General features: G+C 38.8%; 19 protein-coding genes and 1 pseudogene. 1 reads left to right on the forward strand and 19 read right to left on the reverse strand.

The genetic code is table 11. The features are described from left to right. Positions 1 to 55: 55 nt before the first annotated feature. From HMPREF1517_RS07970 to HMPREF1517_RS07985, 4 genes are all read right to left on the reverse strand, one after another. The gene (locus HMPREF1517_RS07970; protein WP_232219570.1) at positions 56 to 1,345 is read right to left on the reverse strand and encodes a hypothetical protein; all 1,290 of its coding nucleotides are present in this window, start codon (positions 1,343 to 1,345) and stop codon (positions 56 to 58) included. 597 nt (positions 1,346 to 1,942) lie between these two features. Next, on the reverse strand, positions 1,943 to 2,728 hold the full coding sequence (locus HMPREF1517_RS07975; RefSeq protein WP_014634663.1) for an ABC transporter permease: 786 nt from the start codon (positions 2,726 to 2,728) through the stop codon (positions 1,943 to 1,945). A gap of 1 nt (position 2,729) precedes the next feature. Continuing rightward, entirely contained in the window at positions 2,730 to 3,548 is an 819-nt protein-coding gene (locus HMPREF1517_RS07980; protein WP_037600903.1) for an ABC transporter permease, read from the reverse strand. A 1-nt stretch (position 3,549) separates the two neighbouring features. Continuing rightward, complete coding sequence (locus HMPREF1517_RS07985; protein ID WP_037600906.1) at positions 3,550 to 4,542, reverse strand: ABC transporter ATP-binding protein; 993 nt, start codon at positions 4,540 to 4,542, stop codon at positions 3,550 to 3,552. Positions 4,543 to 5,086: 544 nt separating this feature from the next. Here HMPREF1517_RS07985 and HMPREF1517_RS07990 point away from each other — a divergent pair. Continuing rightward, positions 5,087 to 5,449 carry a hypothetical protein gene (locus HMPREF1517_RS07990; RefSeq protein ID WP_051412006.1) on the forward strand — a complete coding sequence of 121 codons (363 nt, stop codon included), beginning with the start codon at positions 5,087 to 5,089 and terminating at the stop codon, positions 5,447 to 5,449. A gap of 188 nt (positions 5,450 to 5,637) precedes the next feature. Here HMPREF1517_RS07990 and HMPREF1517_RS07995 read toward each other — a convergent pair whose 3' ends face one another. The 15 genes and pseudogenes from HMPREF1517_RS07995 to HMPREF1517_RS08060 all read right to left on the reverse strand — a co-directional run bounded on the left by HMPREF1517_RS07995 (position 5,638) and on the right by HMPREF1517_RS08060 (position 21,603). Then, positions 5,638 to 6,774 (reverse strand): GIY-YIG nuclease family protein, encoded by a 1,137-nt coding sequence (locus tag HMPREF1517_RS07995; protein ID WP_037600909.1) that lies wholly within the window; start codon positions 6,772 to 6,774, stop codon positions 5,638 to 5,640. Then, a complete protein-coding gene (locus HMPREF1517_RS08000; RefSeq protein WP_037600912.1) occupies positions 6,764 to 8,719 on the reverse strand; it encodes a DEAD/DEAH box helicase in 1,956 nt (651 codons plus the stop codon). Before HMPREF1517_RS08000 ends, HMPREF1517_RS07995 begins: the two co-directional genes overlap by 11 nt. Beyond that, complete coding sequence (locus HMPREF1517_RS08005; protein WP_037600915.1) at positions 8,712 to 11,459, reverse strand: class I SAM-dependent DNA methyltransferase; 2,748 nt, start codon at positions 11,457 to 11,459, stop codon at positions 8,712 to 8,714. The genes HMPREF1517_RS08000 and HMPREF1517_RS08005 overlap by 8 nt, the downstream gene beginning before the upstream one ends. A 565-nt stretch (positions 11,460 to 12,024) precedes the next feature. Then, positions 12,025 to 12,327, reverse strand: a pseudogene (locus HMPREF1517_RS10360) (transposase); the annotation flags it as partial. Between the two features lie 135 nt (positions 12,328 to 12,462). Further along, complete coding sequence (locus tag HMPREF1517_RS08010; RefSeq protein WP_037600919.1) at positions 12,463 to 13,065, reverse strand: response regulator transcription factor; 603 nt, start codon at positions 13,063 to 13,065, stop codon at positions 12,463 to 12,465. Further along, positions 13,062 to 14,156 carry a sensor histidine kinase gene (locus HMPREF1517_RS08015; RefSeq protein WP_037600924.1) on the reverse strand — a complete coding sequence of 365 codons (1,095 nt, stop codon included), beginning with the start codon at positions 14,154 to 14,156 and terminating at the stop codon, positions 13,062 to 13,064. Before HMPREF1517_RS08015 ends, HMPREF1517_RS08010 begins: the two co-directional genes overlap by 4 nt. After that, on the reverse strand, positions 14,149 to 14,886 hold the full coding sequence (locus HMPREF1517_RS08020; protein ID WP_037600926.1) for an ABC transporter permease: 738 nt from the start codon (positions 14,884 to 14,886) through the stop codon (positions 14,149 to 14,151). Before HMPREF1517_RS08020 ends, HMPREF1517_RS08015 begins: the two co-directional genes overlap by 8 nt. Beyond that, a complete protein-coding gene (locus HMPREF1517_RS08025; RefSeq protein ID WP_037600931.1) occupies positions 14,883 to 15,764 on the reverse strand; it encodes an ABC transporter ATP-binding protein in 882 nt (293 codons plus the stop codon). The genes HMPREF1517_RS08020 and HMPREF1517_RS08025 overlap by 4 nt, the downstream gene beginning before the upstream one ends. Further along, the gene (locus tag HMPREF1517_RS08030; RefSeq protein WP_037600935.1) at positions 15,757 to 15,936 is read right to left on the reverse strand and encodes a hypothetical protein; all 180 of its coding nucleotides are present in this window, start codon (positions 15,934 to 15,936) and stop codon (positions 15,757 to 15,759) included. Before HMPREF1517_RS08030 ends, HMPREF1517_RS08025 begins: the two co-directional genes overlap by 8 nt. A 10-nt stretch (positions 15,937 to 15,946) precedes the next feature. Next, on the reverse strand, positions 15,947 to 16,156 hold the full coding sequence (locus tag HMPREF1517_RS08035) for a hypothetical protein (RefSeq protein WP_014632978.1): 210 nt from the start codon (positions 16,154 to 16,156) through the stop codon (positions 15,947 to 15,949). A gap of 206 nt (positions 16,157 to 16,362) precedes the next feature. Next, the gene (locus tag HMPREF1517_RS08040) at positions 16,363 to 17,307 is read right to left on the reverse strand and encodes a 3-oxoacyl-[acyl-carrier-protein] synthase III C-terminal domain-containing protein (RefSeq protein ID WP_037600938.1); all 945 of its coding nucleotides are present in this window, start codon (positions 17,305 to 17,307) and stop codon (positions 16,363 to 16,365) included. Positions 17,308 to 17,321: 14 nt separating this feature from the next. Further along, the gene (locus HMPREF1517_RS08045; protein ID WP_037600941.1) at positions 17,322 to 18,584 is read right to left on the reverse strand and encodes a F390 synthetase-related protein; all 1,263 of its coding nucleotides are present in this window, start codon (positions 18,582 to 18,584) and stop codon (positions 17,322 to 17,324) included. Continuing rightward, positions 18,562 to 19,377, reverse strand: coding sequence for an MBL fold metallo-hydrolase (locus tag HMPREF1517_RS08050; RefSeq protein WP_037600944.1), 816 nt, complete (start codon positions 19,375 to 19,377; stop codon positions 18,562 to 18,564). The genes HMPREF1517_RS08045 and HMPREF1517_RS08050 overlap by 23 nt, the downstream gene beginning before the upstream one ends. Further along, positions 19,352 to 20,332, reverse strand: a complete 981-nt coding sequence (locus HMPREF1517_RS08055) for an NAD-dependent epimerase/dehydratase family protein (protein ID WP_037600947.1) — start codon at positions 20,330 to 20,332, stop codon at positions 19,352 to 19,354. Before HMPREF1517_RS08055 ends, HMPREF1517_RS08050 begins: the two co-directional genes overlap by 26 nt. Then, complete coding sequence (locus tag HMPREF1517_RS08060; RefSeq protein ID WP_037600950.1) at positions 20,329 to 21,603, reverse strand: glycosyltransferase; 1,275 nt, start codon at positions 21,601 to 21,603, stop codon at positions 20,329 to 20,331. Before HMPREF1517_RS08060 ends, HMPREF1517_RS08055 begins: the two co-directional genes overlap by 4 nt. Between the last annotated feature and the right edge of the window lie 138 nt (positions 21,604 to 21,741).

Here is a 21,741-nt window from a genome sequence, read left to right on the forward strand (position 1 = left end):
TCCCCCCTCTCTTACTATACTCAAGCCTTCTATTTGCCTGTCTTTCCAGTTTAAGCTACTTCTCTATTTTGACTTTTCCTTGTTCATAACCTGAATACCAACTACTTTCAGGGCTGACATACTCTGCTTGTTCATTCTCTATGCCATCATTTACAAGAAGTAGGGTACCGTCATGTAACATACAACTATAAGTCTCCGAATCTTTGGTGAATTCATCGTTTTGGGAGTCAAAGTGATAGGTATGCTCTCCCTCCACATCCTTTAGAGAAATCTGCTCACCGTCTATTTTTATCCAAAAACGTTTATCGATTGTTGCTGTTTTTGTTGATTGATTTTTGACGATGAGATAATAAATGCCATCATCTGATTTTTTCTCATCAATGGTTGTTTGAATAATTCCCAGCAGCATTAGGACTGGAATAATCAAGAGAAGCCATAACCATTTTTTCTTGTTCTTTTTAGGTTTCCCAAGTTCTAGGCTCGGTAAATCGGCAGTTAGAGTCTCGATTCTTTCTAACTCCTGTTCTGAATATTTGAGAATCCCTTCCCCATTGTTGGCCAACCAATGTCTTGCCATTTGTACAAAGTACAGGCGCTCATCTTCTTGTGCAATCTCTTCAAACAAGCTTCTGGCTTGAGCCTTATTTCCACTTAATTGCTCGTTTAAGGCTTTAAAATACTGAAGTTCGAGTCGTTCAAAGGCCTGTGGAGCAGTCGTCTGATTAAAGAAATCATTGGGTTTACGCTCCACAAGAATATCGTACATAGCAATAAATTCCCTCTGCTCGACTTCTTTTGCTTTCTCGTCTTTAGAGTTTAGATAATGGAGTGATTTTAAAAGGTCATCTTTATTGTTTATTTTTCCAGAAAGTAAGGATGCTTTCAGGGAAATAAACCATAGAAAATCAAGGTAAGTCTTCCTAATACCTGCAAATTGTAATTCCTCTGTTTGGTTGATGACCGATGGGAAGTCGCCAATCATGTAAGCGTAGGTAATAGATGCAATCCTAGCATTGATCTGATTCTTTTTACGTCGAGACTTACCATACAGTTGAATAGATTCATACCAGAAATCCAAACCCATCGTTTCTTTAAGGATCTTTTGAGTTTCCCCTACAAGTAAGCTATTTAAGTAATTTTTTAATATAAGGACTAGACCAACGACGCTTACTAAAGCGATCAACTGTATAGTGGAATTTTCTAAAAAGAGCCATCTAAGGAAAAATAACAAAATAATAAGTAATACAGTAGTGATACGTAAAATAAGGGTATATTTTTTCAAAATCCTCTTATAATCCATCAATTTATCTCCTATATTCATTTTTGAAATAGACTTACTTTTCATTATATCTGATTATTTAGCATTCGCAAGTTCACCGATAAGCTGAAAAAGAAAACACCCAAAGGGGTGAATACTTCAATAAAAATAGCTTAGTAGGGTTTCTCTTCCTTCTCCAAGATTTTCAAATATTTGGTTTTCTTAAATTGCCCTGATAATGCCAAAATAATAAATAAGTACCACATCACAAAACTTAGAAATAATAGTAAAAAACTACCTAAAATAAGATATAAGAACGATAGCCCTAAAGTTAGACAGAAAAAATCTAACTTTTAGGAATCAGTACAGTTTTTTCAAGCACTTCCAATTAATCTCTATTCGATTGAGAAATTTTCAGATGATTTTCTTCATCCTTCAAGTATTGTTTAGCCTTTCGAACGATATAGAGCGATTTATCTTCTAAGACTAACTTGCTCTATGTATATCTCTTTTAAGAGTAGCATTCAAGACTTGGTAGTAGACTGCTGGTACTTAAAGTCATTGCTTAAACCTTCGAAATAATCATTGCTTTGGTGCGTAATGATTAAATCATAAAGATCTAGACAGACCTTTTTATTTTCTCAGCCAGTGTAGAGTCTGTGATGGTCAATCCATCTTTCCCCCTTACGAGCCAGCACTTTCGTAGGCATCCAAACCCCTATCCCAGAGTTTGAGGGAAATGAAAAAGAAGACAAGGGAAATCAGAATCAAACCACCGATGTTAAAGAGCCCATTCTTACCCTGCAAGAAATAGCTAGCTGGATAATAAGCCGTAAAGGCGAAAGGCACGATAAAACTGATCAACCAACGAAGGAGCGAATTGTAAATAGAAATCGGGTACTTGGCAAAATCATTAAACATATAGAAAATGTAAATCATGGCACCTGACTGTTTAGTCCAAAAAGCGATACTGGCTGTCGCTATTTTCAAGGAAGTATAAATCAAGGTAGCAAATGGAATACAGACTAGGAAAAGCAGGAATTTTGGAAGCGTCCAAGCAATGCTTGATACTGTTGTTCCCAATAGAATGCAACCGACCAAAAGTTCCCCCAAGGCATCAATCTGAAAGGTCTCAACGAGGATGTGAAAGAGAGGATTGATAGGACGAGTCAGATACTTGTCAAACTCCCCTTTTCGAACTAGTCGTTGACCTAAAGCCCAGAGATTGTCAAAAAAGAGATGATCTAATCCCTTTGGAATTAAGGAAAATCCATAGATAAAGGCAATCTCTTGAAAGGTCCAACCTTCTAGGGATGGGATATGTTGAAAGATAACATTGAGAAACAAGAGGTTCAGACCTTGAGTCAGAAAGACTCCCAAGACACCTACTACAAAATCCACCTTGTATTCCATGATTTGCTTGATGTATTGTCTGATAAAAATCAGATGCATGCGTTGGTATTTTTTCATACTAACCTCCCTGAATGGTGATAAATGACTGGACTCGTTTCCAAATCAACTGAGACAAGCCCACCATCACTATAAGCCAGAAGAACTGGAGCAAAAGCGCTTGAAGCATCTGACTGGCATCGTATTTCCCAACAATGATCATGACCGGAGTGTAAATCAAGGATGAAAAAGGTAAGAAGGAGAGAATAGCTGAAACCACCTTTGGAAAGAAAGCCAAGGGAATCAGACTTCCAGACATAAAGGCCACTATGGAAGTCTTGAGTAGATTGGAACCCCAAAGGTTTTTAAATACAAAGGCTGAAAAACCAAAACAGATATTAAAGAAAAAGTTAATCAGATAGGCGAGCGTTAAGCTAAAGAGATATAGAACCGTCAACCCCAGCACTTCTACAATCCCTTGCCCAGACAGGATTTTCATCAAAACAATGACACTTAAAAATGGCAGTCCAACAGAGATAAAAATCAACCACTTGGAGCCAAGTTCGGTGAAAAGGTAAGAGGCCGCAAAATGCACTGGTCTCAGCAAACGCATGATAATGGAGCCATCCTTAACCTCATCTCCAATCATAAAGGAGCTATCAGACCTGGTCAAAAGATTGGTCACAAAACTCATGATGATGTAGAGGGTGATATCCGCCATACTGAAGCCCTGAATCAAAGGCTCCTGGGAGGAGTCAAAGACAGCCTTCCAGAGATAGAATGCGACAAAAGCCCCCATGACATCACCAATCCGATAGAGAATAAAGTTGACTCGATAGCTAATCAACTCCTGAATCCCTGCATTGATAAAGGGTTTATAACGTCTCCACAATTTGACCATCTTAGAGCTCCTTTCGGTAGAAGCGACGGATAATATCTTCAATATCCGTATCTACCATCTTCAAATCACGGACTTCAAAATCAGATAAGGTTTGCTTGATAATATCGGCCGACTGGTAGCGGGAACTATCGAATTCAATATTGAGAGTATTTCCTTGTCTATCAATGGACATATCAGGCAAGCCCTCATAATGAGAGACTAGATGATTTTGACCTGGTGTCAGGTCAAAGGAGAGAGTCTTCATCTTTCCAAAGGTCTCCTTGAGCTGGCTAACCGTTCCATCAAAAATCTCTTGCCCCTTATCAATCATAAAAATCCGATCACAGAGTTGCTCAATATCACTCAAATCATGAGTAGTCAAGAGAATAGTTGTCTCTTCCTCCTGATTAATCTGAGTAATGGCCCGACGAATGTTGTCCTTGACCGACACATCCAAACCAATAGTCGGCTCATCTAAAAAGAGAACTTTGGGATTGTGAAGCAAGGAAGCCGCAATATCCGCCCGCATCCGTTGACCTAGGGAAAGAGTCCGCACAGGATCCTTGATAAATTCCTTCAAATCCAAGACTTCATTCAAAAAATCCATGCGCTTATGGAAAAGCGAGTCCGGTACATCATAGATCTCTTTCAAAACCGTGTAGGTCTCTTGCAGGGCCAAATCCCACCATAGCTGGGTGCGTTGTCCGAAAACGACTCCAATATCCTTGACATAATCCTGGCGATTATCCTGCGGAATCTTGCCGTTAATCCGACAATAGCCAGATGTCGGCTTTAAAATTCCTGTCAGCATTTTAATGGTGGTCGACTTCCCAGCACCATTTGCCCCGATAAAACCTAGAATCTGCCCCTTGGGCACCTCAAAGGTCAAATCCTTGACCGCTTCAAAGGTCTGCTTTTCAGGATGAATAAAGGAACGCAAAGCCCCCTTCAACCCCGGTTCCTTGACTGTCTTCACAAAATTTTTCTGAAGATGTTGCACTTCTATCATTGCCATATCTATCTCCTACAGTAAAAAATCAACAAACCGTGTCCTCTAAACACAAAAAGCCAATTTCTCATCTCCTAAAATCTGCCTTCTTTATCACAGCAGAAGACCTCAGTATTACTCTATTATAAAGCAGTTAAAAAAGGAAACCAAGTGTTATTCTCGAAAAAGAGAAAATAGTTTTGATACTTGAAAAAATCAAAACCACCCGGTACTGCACGCCAATAATGGGACAAGAGAAAAACCTCTTATGCGACCAGTTTTCTATAATCTACAGGAGATTGGTCATTTAATTTCTGTTGAATTCTGGACTTGGCTTGCTTGTGAATATTTAGATAGATTATAAGGTACAAAAAAGCCACCATATGGTGACTTAATGATAGACAATCTAAAAAGAATTTGGAATAATTACTTTTTTGAGCTCTGTGAGTATAAATCATAACTTTACACAATGATAAAAATTCCTTTGAACAATTGCTTCAAGTAGTTGTAAGCTTTAGAACCAAGTTATGGAAAAGATGAAAGTCTTCATCCAAAAAGAATTCCATAAGCCATGAAGAAAGAACATGAAAAACAAACATTTCGCAGAGACTTACGCCAAAGAGCTGATCTCTATCATGATTTTCATACAGAGTTTGGATACCTAAAAAGTGCAGTCACTACCATGGTAAAAACTCTCTCAAAGGTCATCATCACGCTAAAAAACAAGGGTGTAACAACAGTAATAGTAAAACGTCTATCCATCAATGACTGTCTCAAATTTCTAAACATCTCTTTAAGTCAATCACCTTTGATTGTGATAAAGAAATTGCTAACTGTAAGTTTATTTCAAATGAGCATGACATTAATATTTTCTTTTATGATTAAGAATTACTTGAACATTGAAGGCCAAATGAACACTCTAACAGCTTATTAAGGCTATTCGAACTGTTGAAACAGATGGCTTTTAATATAATCTCTCAATTTGTTTTAATACGTCTTTGAACTATCAAACATCCTACCACGTTTATCTGGGTTACTTGTGAAAATCTAAAATAATTTGACCAATTTAGAAAAATATAAAAAGCACAATATCCAATTTAGGAGTACAGTACATTTTCATATTTATTTTTGTAATCCAGCGATTACTTCATTGATTTTTAATTCAATATCATTTAATGGAAGCATGTACCACTCAGTCGCTTTTTTGAAATTTCCATCCTGAAAGACAACTTGTTTGTCCTGGAATGCATGATGCAGGGTTCGTTCAAGCAGCTGAGCGTTCACATTTTGCACTTTAGCAGAAAGCATAATTTTTACAGGTGCATTTAAATATGTTACATCATTTTTCGCATTAGCAATCCTACTTTCCACATCATTCCGAGTGAATCCAATTTTATAAAGATTGGTCCATTTACTAATATCCGGATTCGTGCTTAATGACCTCAACACGTAGATATAACCTGTCGTGAACTCTTCTCCAAAACTTTCAGCTAACGTTTCCTCATCCACTGGTTCTGTCACCATTCTTCCATGACGTTCAGTCGAATAAAGAGATGAAGCTAAAGATTGTAACAACAGATTCTTATTCTCTGTCCCATTCTCGTAAACAACATGCATTCTGGCATTTGTCTTCCCATTATCAGCGATAAAGGTATCCTTCGAAATGGAAACGATATACATCATTACTCCATTTTGGATGTAAAATCTATTTTCGTGAATATCATACTGTTCAAACGGGATAATTTTTCGTCTGCCAGATGCGATATCTGCATGCACTTGATCGAATAAGCTCTTATACTTTTCAAAATGACTTGCATGTTTTCTCCGACCAATTTTATCTGCAGCATTCACTGTTCTACGATATCGAGAAACATCCAACAAGTCTGAAAAATCGTCAATCATATCATCTGACCCTAAGATATCATCCAGATTTAACTCGTCATCGATTTCAACTGAATCAGTAAGAAACTCTCCATCAGGTTCGAATTCCTTATCCAATAAACCAAGATTATCATACTTCTTAACCTTCTCAGCTCTTTCAGTTTTTCCCCGAAATCCGCTAAGACGGGCCCACAATGCACGTTCACTAGACCATTCAGATGTTTTTCCCGGCTCTCGTCCATTTTCATTCACAAAGTCTATGATCTCCTGAAATTTAGCAACTTCGGGATCTTGTTTTACAACTTTCTTCTTTTCAACTTGCTTGGTTAAATCATCAAAAGCGTCATCTTCAAAGATGCTGTCTAAACTATTCGCCATCTTCTTTCGCTGCCTCTCTTTCACGTTTTATCTCAGCAAGTCGTAGCAAAGCAAAGGCCAAGTATTTTTCACCATCATCTTTACTATTTCGATCAGGATTTCGACCATTTTCTGCACGGAACTTCTTAGCAGCTTGGTAGGCCGCAACCAATTGTTCGTCAGTAAAATCATACTTATTTGATGACAAATAATCCTGAATAAACCGAAGAGTCGGTGCATCAATATCACGACTAATCACTTCATACGCACGTTGGAACGGATTCACTTGATCAATTAAATCAATATTCAATTCATCAATGTTAATGAAACGATCGGCCATCTTAATAATTTCGCGGCTACCATCTTCTGAAGTTGTTGTCCGTCCAGCCGCAATATTTATATCGGCAACTGTATGCTGACGAACGGTTTCTAGCTCCTCATTCGTCAAATCAGGATAACGTTCAATGATAACACGGGGAATCAATGTTTTATTAATCATCTTCGCATCAGCGCCTGAAACAATGGCGTTTTGAATATCTTGACTCTGCAAAATACTAGATTTCAAATCTTCCATATCGTTTTCGATGATTTTTTTCGTGCGTTCCGTAGTATCAGCAGGTTTCAATCCTCTAATTGAAAGATCGCCAGGTTTGTCTGGCTTATCATCTTTTGGTTTAAACTTGTAAACTGGAGCTAACACTTGTTCCATAAGCAATGAAGCAGAAATTGCCTTCATGATGCTGTTAACCGCAAAGAGTACTTCATCATCCTGTGCATCTGGCTGAGCAATAAGATTTGTAAACTGCGCATGAGTCTTATTGGGACTATCACGCGTAACACGACCAATGATTTGAATCACCTCAGTTAACGAGTTACGATAGCCAATTGTCAATGCATATTCTGCAAACGGCCAATCGAATCCTTCTTTTGCCATCCCCAAAGCAATGATGATATCAAGCTTATCAAGGTCTTCAATGTCATCCGTAATATTTGCTAGATAGGCTGAGACTTTTTCACGTCCTTCTTCATTCACGAGGTCGGCCACTAATAGTTTTTTTCCGTCAGGATGTTCAATTTCATAAATACCATCCTCGTTCTGTGTGATATTACCTTCGTCCGCTAATAAATCAAGTATTTCATCCACTTCCGCATACTTATCTTTAGTAGACTCGCCAGAATTAACATTGGGAATATGGATGATTGATTTTTTATTTACATCAATTACTTTATCCAAAGCATCTGTATATTTTCCACGATAGAAACTATAACCCATTGCGAAGGATTTTAGATATCTGTAACCTTCCAACTGCTCATAATAAGTGTAAGTGACCTTATCAAATTTATCTTCGTCGGATGGTTCAAGAATCTGAATGGAGTCGCCACGGAAATATGAACCGGTCATTGCTAAGATGTGCGCATTGGAGTTTGACATGATGCTACGCAAGGCATTGCCTAACACAGAATTATCGTCGCGGCTGACATGATGGAACTCATCGATTGCTAAAAGCGTATTGTCAAACAGTGAATCATCCAACTCTTCAAAAGCAAATCGCAACGTAGCATGTGTAGCAATCAGGATATTATCACTAGGATCTGTCGAGTTCATGAATTTAACAAAATGTTGAACCTTCGATTTTTCGCCGCCGCCAATAGTTAAATTATTACTTGGTTTTACTTCCCAATCCCAATAAAAACCAAACTTTGATAATTCAGTATCTTTAAATGATTTACCAATTGAACGTTCAGGAACTGCAATGACAACCTTCTTAATTCCTTGATTATGAAGCTTATCCAAGCCAACAAACATCAACGCACGTGATTTCCCTGAAGCTGGTGGTGATTTCACGAGTAAGTATTGCGACGCACGTTTCTCATAAACACGTTCTTGCATTTCACGCATACCGAGGTCGTTTGTTGTTTTCGATTGATTTTTATCAAAATTAATTTCAAATAAATTACTAGTCATTCGTTGTCATCTCCTGATAGAGTTTTAGTAGTGTTCCAAGTCGATCTTCGTCAGATTCAAACGGACGTTGCTGATAAGCTCTATCAACAATCCCATCCAGTTCCTCGTGCTTCTTGCGTAATGATTCTGGCATGGTATCTTTGTTATATAAATCCGCTAATGTACCGCCTTCGTATTCGCGTAAATCCAAAATTTCGGTCATTACCCTAGTCATTTCATTTTTTCGCTGTGTTGAAAGACTAGGAATAGGAAAGGTATTATAAACAACATTAGAAGAATATCGGTAATCCGTTTTAAGCCTTCCACCGACTGCTCTTACCCATGTCATATGAATTCTGGATTCAATTAACGCCAAAAGCCAAATCGGAGCCCCAAAAATGACATTTGCAGAGTCTGAAACAATAGTTTCTCCACCCACATATCCAAAAGGAATGTATTCACGATTGCTCGAAGAAACCCTAGGCGCGACAATACTTGATTTGATACCCGCTTTATCTGCATTTACTTGGTTTCCTTTTTGCTTAAACGCATAAGCGTAGTCGGCTGCCTCACGAGTGCTTTCCGCGTCACTCTCTAGCCTAAATTCTTTTACTTTTTGAATTCGCTCTTTAATTAGCGGAATATTTTTGTATTCATCATATTCTTCTTTCGTTGGTAACCAAATGGCATACCTAAGTTCATCATTTATATATTCTTTTGATCCTAAATATGGGCGAATTATTGTTTTTAATTCGGGGTATTCGTCTATTATTTCATGATAATCATCTTCCTCAACAATAAAGTTTCCACCATCTTTAGGCATACTTCCTAGGTCCATTTTGGGAATACTAGATATTGGACGGCTTTGCTTCTTCACAAAAACATTTTCTCCAGAAGTTAAATACGGACTAATATTGTCAACCATTCTCACCGTTCCGTCTTCAGAATAGATTTTCGGTGATACATTGAGTGTTGTCTTTTTATCTGACAACCCTACAATTTCTACGATTACTGCAGCCTGCCCTTTAGCTGAATTACTCCATTTAAAAGAAGGATAAGCAAAATCAATTCTTAATTGTTCAAGCAACAATGGCCACAACATCGATACTTGTTCACCTTGATTAATTGAATTGGTTGATACAAAAGCCATTCTTGAGACTGAATTCTTAATATATTCAGCCCCTAAATAGAACCACCCAGATATATAGTCCATATTCTTCCAACCTGAAACTTTTGTTTCAAATAGAAGTTTGTTATCTTCTTTCTGCTCTTTCTTCATTTTCTTTCCGCCAATATATGGGGGATTTCCCATAAGATAAACTTCGTCATCTGGTTTATGAGGTAGGACATCATTCCAGTTAATCCTTAGGGAATTAGCACATACTATATTACCGGCATCTTTTAATGGCAACAACTCAGCAATGGTCCCTGGAATTGCTTCTTCGAGCTCCTTGTTCATTTGGTGCTCAGCAATCCATAAAGAAAGTCTTGCTACCTCATGCGCAAAGTCATCCAATTCAATTCCGTTAAAATTCCCGAGATGAATAACTGATAGTGGCATTGAATCATTATCTTGTAAATCACCCAATAACTGTAAAATTTTGATTTCAAGTCGACGGATTTCTTTATAAGCAATGATTAAGAAATTTCCGGATCCACTAGCTGGATCTAAAAATTTAATCTTGGAAATTCTTGTCAATAAAGAACCGAGTTCGTTAATGATTGATTTCCTATTATCGTTACGAGTTTTTTCTGTAATATCTTTCAACTCGTTTTCTTCACTCCGAATTTTTAACGCTTCAAAAGCGTCCGTCAAATCATCTAAGAATAAAGGTTTGATGACTTTCATGATATTCGGCACACTTGTATAGTGCATACCAGCAACATGACGGTCTTCGGCTGATGCAACCGATTGAATCATTGCGCCAAGGATATCGGGATTGATTTCATTCCAATTCAATAGTTCCCCAGCCTCAATAAGCAGTTCTCTTGAAACTTTTGAAAAGTTCAAATCTACATGTGGTTCACCGAATAATTTTCCATTAACATATGGAAACTCGAGTAACCATTCATCTTTGCCGCTGCGGGCTAACTCATTAATATCCAAAATCGCAAATAGCTCTTTTATGACTTCATTAAAATTCGAACCATCCTCAAGTGTTCTTGTCTTTAGAACATTTGTGAAAGAACCCTTATTCATAATTCCTGTGTCCTCTGCGAATAACAAGAACAGCACGCGAATCAGGAACAGGTTAAATGCATGTTCATTAGCATCTGGATTATCTTTTGCCACCACATCATACAATTTTGCAAAACGTTCAGCTGCTTTACGGTCTGCTGGGTTTTCAGCTTGATAATCAGCCTTCTCAATTCCATTCCAAGCTAAGAAAAAGTCAGCATTTGCTGGCAGTTCTTCAATTGGAATATTTAGCGTTTCATGTGTTTTCGTATCAATTGCAGCGATATCAGAATAATCGTTTACGATGATATATCGTGGTTTAGATTTTTGTTCTTTAATTGACTGAGCAATCGCATCAATCGCAATGACGACATCGCCTTCAATTTCTTCATAGTGAAGTTTATTCTTAATTATAAATGGTCCACCTTTATCGAATTTTGATTTTGCACGTGTGATTGATGTTTTAGGAATATCATACAAAGCCAAAAATTGGGTGATAAAATCATCCCCGCTATTTTTCGAAAGTAATCTTTTTACACCATCTTCAATTTCAGTAATGCTTAAAACCTTATTTTTTGCCATTTATTTAACATCCTTCACGTTTATAACATATGAACTAATTATTTCACTGACATCAACATTCAAAGTCGACATAATTTTCAAAAATGATTCCTTGGCCACTAACTTATTTTTTCCGAGTTATTCAATTACATTAGGGCCGACGCCTGATATTTTGCAGAGTTGAGTTTTGCTCATATTCAAAGCAATCAATAACTTCCATAACTTGTTATAAGAAATTGACATACTTCACCTCTGTTCAACTGTTGCTTTTAATTATATCATTTATTAACTATCAAGATTACACTAAGCATGAAATATTTCCTCGAATGCAAATTTTTTTCAAAAAAATCTTTAGCATAGTTCTACTAAAGGTGGGGTAACAAATATTAGATTCACTTTATTTAACCGAGATACTTAACTGACGTGACTATTTTTCAATCTTAATTCTGACGTTTTTCTTATAAAAACTTGCATAAACCTATAGACCTTAAGTAATATTTTTCGGATTAGACTATCATTATATTTTGGTGGTTTACGTTCTAAAATCATAGTAAACGGTAGTAGATCACCAATAATTAATTCCTGCATCATCCAGAGATAAGCCAAGAAACCAACGGTAAGCTGTATTTACTTCAATGTTCTTGATGGTTTGGCGCATAGAACGAATGCCATAAAAACATTGAATCAACGGAATCTTAACTAATAAAACAGGGTCTAGACTAGGGCGACCATTATCCGAGGAATAACTATCTTCGACAAGATCATAAATAAAAGAAAAATCAATTGTTTCCTCGACTTTTCTTAGAAAATGGTCTTTAGGTACAAGTTCATCAAGCGTATAGAATCCTACTTGTCGTCGATTTTATTAAGGATTTTCTTTGTGAAACATGTGGGCACCTCATCAAATACCTTTTCTTTTATTATACTCCTTCGAAGCAAGAAAAGACCTCATAAGTATAACTTCTGAGGTCTTTTCTTCAATCTGAAACCACCATCTGGTGACTTCATTCTTATCTATCTCTCCTCACCCCAGCCAGTCTTTTTCTTTGGCAATGCGGACGGCTTCTGTTCGATTTCCTGCATCGAGTTTGGTCAGGATGGCTGTCATGTAATTTCGGACGGTTCCATTTGAGAGAAAGAGGCTTTCGGCGATTTCTTGGTTGGTTGACCCTTGGGCAACCATGGCCAGGACTTCTTGTTCGCGTTGGCTAAGTGGATTATTGTCAAAGGCGACACCTTCAACTAGCTCTGGCGAGTACTCCTTTTGGCCTGCTAGGACGGTATGGATGGTCGCCATGAGGTCACTGATGGAACGCTCTTTGAGCACATAGGCATCCACGTGGGCTGCCAGGGCTCGTTTAAAATAGCCTTTTCGTTTGAAGGTGGTCACTATAACGACCTTCGTTTCTCTTTGGTTACTACGGATCCACTCAAGAACATCCAGGCCTGTTTTAACTGGCATTTCAATGTCTAAAATGGCCACGTCAACCTCTTCTTTTTCCAAAAGAGTAATGGCTTCTTGACCATCACTGGCTGCATGGACCTCTTCAACATCGTCCTCCAGCATGAGGAGTTGGCAGAGGGCATCCCTCAACATTGACTGGTCTTCGGCAACTAATAATTTCATGCTTTTCCTCCCTCTTTCAAATGCACACGAATGATTGTTGGATGCGATTGAGACACAATTTCCAAGTCTCCATCTACCAAACTCAGGCGCTCTCTGATACTGTGTAGTTCTTGTCCAGTGACTTCCTCAAAGCCACAACCATCATCCTCAAACTCAAGGACAATACCATGATCACGTCTTAGACGAATCTGACAGCTATCAGCCTGGCTATGTTTGATGACATTATTGGCCAGTTCACGAAGCACCATGGACAAGGTCGACTGGCTAACAGGTGACAGGCTGTCTAAGTCAAGGCTACTATCCACGGTCAAGACGATATCTGATAGGTCAAAGAGTCGCTCGAGTTCCAGTAACTCCTCTGCCACCGTTCGGTATTTGAGCTTATTGACAATCTCACGCACCTCGTACATGGAGTCTCGGCTAATCTGGTTCAATTCTTCCAGATTCTTTCTAGCAGCTTCATACTGCTCCTTGTCCATCTGTTTCAGAGCCAACTCGGTTTTAAGACTCATCATGGCAAAGGTATGTCCTAAGGTATCGTGCAAATCACGACCGATACGATTGCGCTCATTTTCAGCTGACAGGATATTAATGGTCCGATTCTGCTCCGCAAGGGCCTCTTCCATCTTTCTCTCCTGACGTATACGGTTTTGAAAATAGTACATTCCCAAAGAAAATAAGGTAATAGCCATAGACATGAGGTGGGTACTCAAATCGTCTGTCAATAGGAAGGATGATGACGTCAAAATCAAGAGGGTCACTAGAAAGGAAAAGAATCGATAAGATGATATGCTATCCTCAAAGCGCCAAACGAGAAGATTGACGTTGAAAAAAACAAACCACATCATGCCACCCTGGAAGGTCATGGACATAAAGATAATGTAAGCTAGAGTGTAAAACCACAGAAAGGGAATCCACTTGCTATAGGCTTGTTTCAAATACACCATAAGGAGATAAGCGATGGTAAACAGACCCGTCAAAACTAAGGTCCAAACTGGAAAATACCCACCAAAAACTCCTAAGATCGGGAAGACTAGGAAAATCAGACTAACAAAATAAGCAAAATCATTTTTCTGGTATGTTCTAAACATGGTCACTTTCTCTGTAAGATTTGATAAAAAGGGCTAAGCCTGTAGCTATTGTAGCATAGACCAAGATAAAAATGAGTGATTTCCATGAAAATTCCCCTTTTTTTGCGAAATTGACTACCAACTGATTAATATGATAGATGGGTGTCCACTCAGAAATGTGCTGAACCCATATTGGAAACATGGTAACTGGCATCCAAGAACCACCGATAATAGCAAGTCCAAGAAAGACGATATTTCCGACGATAGCCATGATTTGTTGGGACTTAATTTGGGCTAGGAGTAAGCCAAAGGAGAGGAAAACTAGACTTGACAAGAGTAAAAGAGCGCCTGAACCGAGCCAATGTGATAATGGCATCTTAACATCACGCACAAAAGCTCCCACACAGAAAGTTACGATGATAGCAACCATAAAGTTCATAAGAACTCGGAAGATTTTAGAGAGGTAATAGGCCTGAATACTGATTTTTGAATGTTCGATGTAGGTTAGCCAATGCTCCGTTTGATCCTCTCTAAGCATGTAGGGAAAGGTAAAGAAACCAAAGCTGGACATAGAGAATCCTGTCATCGTCAACATATAAGACAAGATAAAGGCTTTTTGTGACTCTGGGTCAGGACTCATTTCCATACCTGAATACAAGAGGAAAAATCCGACGGGCATTCCGATAGACATGATAAAGACGGGCCAACTGCGCCATGTTTTTATCCATTCGATTTTAAGTAGTGCTTTCATGACTTGTCCTCCCTTGTGCTATCAAATAAGCTATCTAAAAGTGTTTTGTTTTGAATTTCAATGTCAGAAATGCGACAGCCGTGAGCTTGTAAACTATTCCATACACTTTCAATATCTTTAGTCATAAAGGTTACAACATCACGTTTTTCAGTCACATCATAAATGGCTGCCAGTTTGTCAAGACTTGGCGCAAAGCGACTTGGTAAGGTGACTTGTTTTTCCTTTTCTTCGCTACGCATAGCGTGTGGCGTAGTATCCCTGATGAGTCTCCCCTGATGAAGGACCAAAATGCGGTCAGCTGTGTGCTCGACTTCTTCGATATAGTGGGACGAATAAAGAATAGTCACACCTGACTTTTTCAGATCATTGATGATTTCCCAGAAACGTTGGCGTGTCGTAGTGTCCATCCCTGCTGTCGGCTCATCTAAAAAGAGAATATCAGGCTTGCCAATTAGACAGAGGACAAAGGCAAGAAGACGTTTTTGTCCCCCTGAGAGTTTGTTCGCAAACTGCTGATACTGATCGTCTTTGAATTGTAAGAGTGCTTGAATCTCTACTTTAGATAACCCATTTTCAGAAATATCTTGGAAAAAAGTAATCAGTTCCCTAACTCTTAATTGTGAAGGAATGGTATTTTCTTGGAGAAGGACCGCAATTTGATCTTGTGCTTTACCCGTTTTGCCCTTGATAAAGACTTGACCGCTACTGGCTTTCTTATCACCAAGAATGCAGGACATTAAGGTCGTTTTACCAGCACCATTGGGACCAATTAAGGCAAGACAATCGCCTTGTCCTACCTCAAAGCTAATATGGTCTAAAATCGTTTTCCCTTTGATTTTTTTAACAAGATTTGTGACTTGAAGGATTGTTTCACTCATGTTTGTGATTTCCTTTCTTTTGGTAGAAGGCTAGAAAAACATAACAAGCTGCAACAGATACGCCCATAATACTATAGAGAATATCACTGCTGCCATGAAGTAGGACATAAGCAAAGAGGATGGTCCAAGTTGTTGCTAGGAGCATAATGCTTAGTATTTTCAATAATTTCATACTGGGCCTCCTAGTTTTTCAATTCTTTAATGACAAGGTCGATAAAACTTTTAGCCATCGTGATGAGAATGTAGGCTGAGATAGACAAGCCAATAATCATGCCCAGATTTGAGAAGATAGCTTCAAAGTTCCCTTTTTCAAAGATGTCAGTAAACATGCTAAGTCCAGCAAAGACAGTTCCGATGACAGCGTAGATAAGGTAAGATGTTTTGATTTTCATGAGATGACCTCTTTCGTTTTTTATTATTTCTAAGTTATGACTAAAGTATATCTTTTTGGTCATTCTCTTTTTAGCACCAGATGTCATGACATGACATGACATTTGTCATGTGACGTAAAAGAAAAAAGAGCTGACTTATCAGTCAACTCAACCTGAATTTATGGGCAAAAAGAAGTTCTTACGTAATCTTGACACTGCTAATGACATTATAATTTTAAAGCCAGCATGTTAACTGTCATACCTGCTGCTGTTCCCAAAAGGTAGACGACATCTCCTTCTTTAACTAATCCATGATCTAATGAATAAGCCAAACCAAATGGAACAGATACAGAAACCATATTTCCGTAGTCAGTAACTATATTAAGGTATTGGTCTTCGGCAATACCCAATTTATCCATAACCAAAGATAAGGCACGGCTAGCTTGATGGGGAATGATGTAGTCCACATCGGCGAGAGCTAAGTGGGTTTTCTCTTGGAATTCTTGGAACATATCAGGAAGCTTATGTGCTGATAAGAGGAGAATCTTCTTGCCCTTCATATCAAACATAAAGTCCGTTTTTGTCTTTTCTGAATATTTTTTAGGATGGTAAGAAGTCAAACCTCCACGGATTTCAGTATCATGGGCACCTTCTGACCAGGTATGTTGAAGACTTGCAATAACCCCTTTGTCTTGAGAACTTGCTTGGAAGATAAAGGCTGCTGCTCCGTCACTAAAGAGTTCAAAACTTTCTTTTTGTTTCGGATTAAGCCCCAAACTTCCAACTTCACTGGATACAATCAAAACACGATAGTATTCACCAGCCTCAATCAAATAAGACATTGTTGATAAAGCTGAGATAAAACTTGTACAAGTCGTATTGATATCCATGGCTGGAATAGAAAGTCCTTTTGCCACGCGCTCATGAATCAAGGCTGCTGTACAAGGAATAGGCTGCACACCAACTGCACTGGCTGAGACAAGACAATCAATGTCTTCAATTTTCAAATTGGCACTTTCAAGAGCTCGTTGGATAGCCACTTCAGCCAAATCTAACTGTGTTTCTTCATCTTCTACAACACGATAACGTGTTTGGTTTTTGAATTGTACGGTTTGTTTTGGAAGACAAACGCCATAACCTGCGATTTCAACATGTCTTTTTACTTCTGTCATTGTCATTCATCCTTTCATAAACGCTGAATACGTTTGAGTTTTCGACTGGTATCCCAATGATAATCGGAAAAATGGATTTCCGGAACCTTAAACTGTTTTTGCTGCGCCAAGAGTTGAAACTGAGCTGTGATAGCTGCTTCTACTTGTTCGTCTCGTTGGCTGAGGCAGACTTCAACAATCTTCTCTGAATGTTGCTTGACTTGATAGTCTCCAACATTTTCCACAAAGAGAATACAACGCCTGATAAAATCAGGATAGATTGTCACCTGTCCTCCATCCTGACCTTCAAAATAGAAGATGTCATCGGAGCGACCTTCGACCTTGTCAATCCTTGTATAATGATAACCACATGAACAAGGTTCAGGATTTTCAACCAAGATATCATTAAGTTTGTAGCGGTAAACAGGTTGACTGCTTCGCTTGAAATCCGTTATCACTGGATAAAATCGATGTTCATCCAGATACTCTTTCTCAACAAAAATGATATCTTCATTGAGGTGAAGATGTCCTGCAGAACAAGTGCAGGCTAGAAAACCTTCCGTCGCTTGATAAACCTGGTCAATAATGGGGAGCTTAAAAGCACTCGAAATGCGAATTCTATCACTATCCTCTAAAATTTCTGCCACAGAGACAATTTTTTGCGGTGAGATAGACAAGTCTCCTGCCCTAAGACGCTTGCTCAACTCTATCAGCATGGAAGCTGGTGCCACAACAATCGTCGGTTGATAATGATTAAGACGTTCAATATGTTCATCAGTATTTTTGAAAATATCGAAGTATTCTAATCGTATCAATGCTGTATTGATAGTCTGGTAGAGTTCATTATCTGCTCTCAGGAAAAAGGCAATTCGGTGGCCAAAAAGATGACCCTTGGGCAACATCTTAGCTAAAATAGCTGCCGCCCACATGCTTCGCTCTTTCTCAGTCGTGATGAAGAGGCCACGATGTCCCGATGTTCCTGAAGATAAACCAACAGCTACTTCACCTTTAAGTTCGGTGAAGTCACGAGTCTTTTCACTCTCAATAGCTAAGGCTAAAGCCTCATCGCGATCGATGCCTTGAGTGTTTAACTCATTAAAATGCGCCATCATAAAGGTCTTATCCATATGGTCAAAGTCAGTAGGGACACCATTTTTGAAATAAGGAGACTCTCGCTTTAGAAAATCCATATAGTTAGATAATTGCTTTTTCTGATAAGCTTCTAAAGCTGCTCTCGTTTTGAAGTTGTGAAGCCATCTGGTTTGGATAAAGGTTTTAAGAAAGGTTATTTTTTTCATACAAGATACGCTCTATCCTTTCTACAGGGTCATGGCTAACTAGTACTTCCGTCCCATCTTTTAGGATGTCCTCCAGTAACTCAGTCCCCTTGATATAATCCGCCATATTATCCTGAACCAAGGACGGAATGATGTGCATTTGTTTAGTATAAGGAAGCAAATCGACACCCCAGCACAAGTCCGCTGCGATAAAAAGATTATAATCTGGAATATAGAGACAAGCCTGACCCTTGGCATGACCATCAACAGAGGCTACCAAGATACTTCCATCTCCAAATAAATCACAGGTCGGACGATAAGGAAAAGTTGAGTTTTGCTGATCAGCCTTGATTACTTTTACCTGTTTCTCAAAAGACGTTGGCAAAAATTCCTTAAAAATCAAATCCTTCAACTTAGGCTTCTGATAAACCTCATAAACCTCCTGAGTCAGAAGGAAGCTCGCATTAGGAAAGAAGCCAGCCCCTCCCAAATGATCAGGATGCAGGTGGGAAAGCATAACATAAGTAATGTCATCAGGCCTAATCCCCTTCGCCTTCAACAAGTTTGAAATTTGATCCTTTTCTGTCATCTGCACCGGCGTTCCTAAACGATACAAGCCATAGCGAAGCTGGGTCTTAATATCGTAGTGATAACCTGTATCATAAAGCAGATAGCCTTTATCTCTGTGTTTGATTAGAAAGACACCGGCTGGAAAGGTCATCTTTTTATTCTTGACTTTCTTGAACAAAAGACCAGTATAGCTAGTACAATATCCCGCAGGAAAATAATCAATGCTTTCGATAATCTTGGACATATTGTTCAATCCCTTCTGAAATCGTTATTTTAGGCCGATATCCCAAGTCACACTCTGCCTTGCTAATATCTAAAGTCTGACTATAGCGCAGTAAATAATAGGTATAGCGTGTTAGGGCTGGCTCTCCTTTGAGCTTTAGATTCTTATAAATAAACTCCAAACTACTTGAAATAGCAGACACAAGTGGAGCTGGGATTTTGCGATAACGGATGGGATAGCCCAAACCTCTCAAGGTTTCTTCAATCAAGTCCCTAAATGTTCTAGGTTCTCCATTAGTAATATTATAAACCTCTCCAGCTGCTTGAGGAGTTTCCAAAGCCAGACGAATAGCCAAAGCAACATTTTCCACACAGGTCATATCCATCAGTTGGCGACCATCACCAATCAAAGGAATACCGATCTTCTGACTAAGATTAAGAACACGTGGCAAAATGCTGGTGTCTCCAATCCCAAAAAGTCCTCGAGGTCGCAATATGACACTAGACACATCAGGATAATCTTTAAATAGTTTTTCTGATGCCAATTTACTTCGAATGTAATTGTTAAGCCTATTTTCCTGAGGGGCATCGCTTTCTTTGATATCTAGCTGGTCTCTAGGCGCTGCATAGATACTTGGAGAAGACACATATACCAAGCGCTCGATATTAGCCTCACTGCAAGCTTCAAGGATGTATTTAGTTCCTAAGACATTCGTTTGGTAAAAGTCTTCCCAAGGACCCCAAACCGTTGACAAAGCACCGGCATGAACGACCATATCCATTTCCTGACAAGCCTTAGTCAAATCCTCTTGGTTTGTCAAATCTCCTTGAATAAAGGTCACAGAGGCATTTACCAGAGACTGGCCAATTGCACAATTACGACCAAAAGCTCGGACTTGATAACCGTGCTCAACCAGTTCCTCCACAACATATTTGCCTAAAAAACCTGTAGCCCCCGTTACTAAAACTTTCTTCATTGTTTTTTCTCCTTGTCTGCCAGCAGGCGAGCTATTTCACCCTCCACTACTTCGGTAGGGTGGTATGACTTGGCAGCATGACTTAAAGCCTCTAGCTCAGACCAATCTTTCTTAGCCAACAATGCTTCAAAAGCTTGCCCAATTGCATTGTCATCCTCTCTTTTGGCAGTCAAAGCCACACCTGCCTCAAGTCCACGAATAGCATAGTCATACTGGTCATAATCGTGAGGAAGTATTAAGGATGGCTTTTTATTTATAATACATTGGAAAAAAATACCTGAACCACCGTGGTGAATGACATAATCCATCTGAGGAATGTATTCATTGTAGGGAAGATAAGAAACCACTGAAACATTATCCATTAATTTTTGGCATTGGAATTCTTGCCCTCCAAGACCTAAAGTTACAAAAAACTGGCACTCTGGATGAGACTTAGCTAACAGCTTCGTTTGGTAAATTAAATTGTCCTTTGCCCAATCCAATTGGGTCCCACAAGTCACAAAGACAACTTTACGATTTGCAAATGGCGACAAATCAAGAGGATAATCCTCACATCGCTCAACTGAACCTCCAGTAGGACCCACCCAGTGGTAATGTTCTGGGAACCCTTTCTTTATCTCCAACTCTTTCATTCCTATTCCTAAAATAGAATACGGTGAATAGATACTCTCTTGTCCCTTATGGTTGTACATTTTAAAACCATAACGCTTTAAACGATTTCGTAATAAAAAAGTGGCGGAATACTTCAAGAAACGAGTCAGTTTTCTGCCTAGCCGTTGTTGAATCAATTGATTGCGATTCTTCGGACTTCCCATTCCTCCGAAGAAACAAGGAGGACCATCCGTCGTTTCAATAGCAAATTGTGTGGCCATTGTCGTTATCCACGGAATCCCCATTTGCTCTGCAACAAGTCCACCCGACAAACTGACATAATCGGCAATGACTAAATCAGGTCGGCTTACTTTCCATTCCGATAGTAATTGATCGGAAACAAGATTAATAATATCAAGACTAGCTGATAGTTGACGATAAGCAGAAAAAAGGCCCAATTGCTCCTTATTATTAGCCACCCTTTCAAAGTCCATTTCATGACCCTCAAGAATAGTAACAACCTTAAAGCCTGCTGCCTCAGCTACTGCACGTTTCTGCTGTCCTGTGAATAAACGAATATCATAGCGAGGATTTTTTAATAAAGGCATTAGCAGATTCATGGTTGGATAAAGGTGCCCACTTAATGGAACGATGACCACGTCAATTTTTAGTTTTCCCATAACATTAGCATAGCAAATTTTTTTTGAAAGAACTACTCAAAACCAAATACTATCTAAACTCATTTTCTCTGAATAGATACACTTCTTCAGTAAGATTTTTTATCCATTAATCAATCAAAGCTTGCCACAAATACTTTA

Origin of the sequence: Streptococcus sp. ACS2 (genome assembly GCF_000525585.1) — a bacterium.
Lineage (GTDB): Bacteria > Bacillota > Bacilli > Lactobacillales > Streptococcaceae > Streptococcus.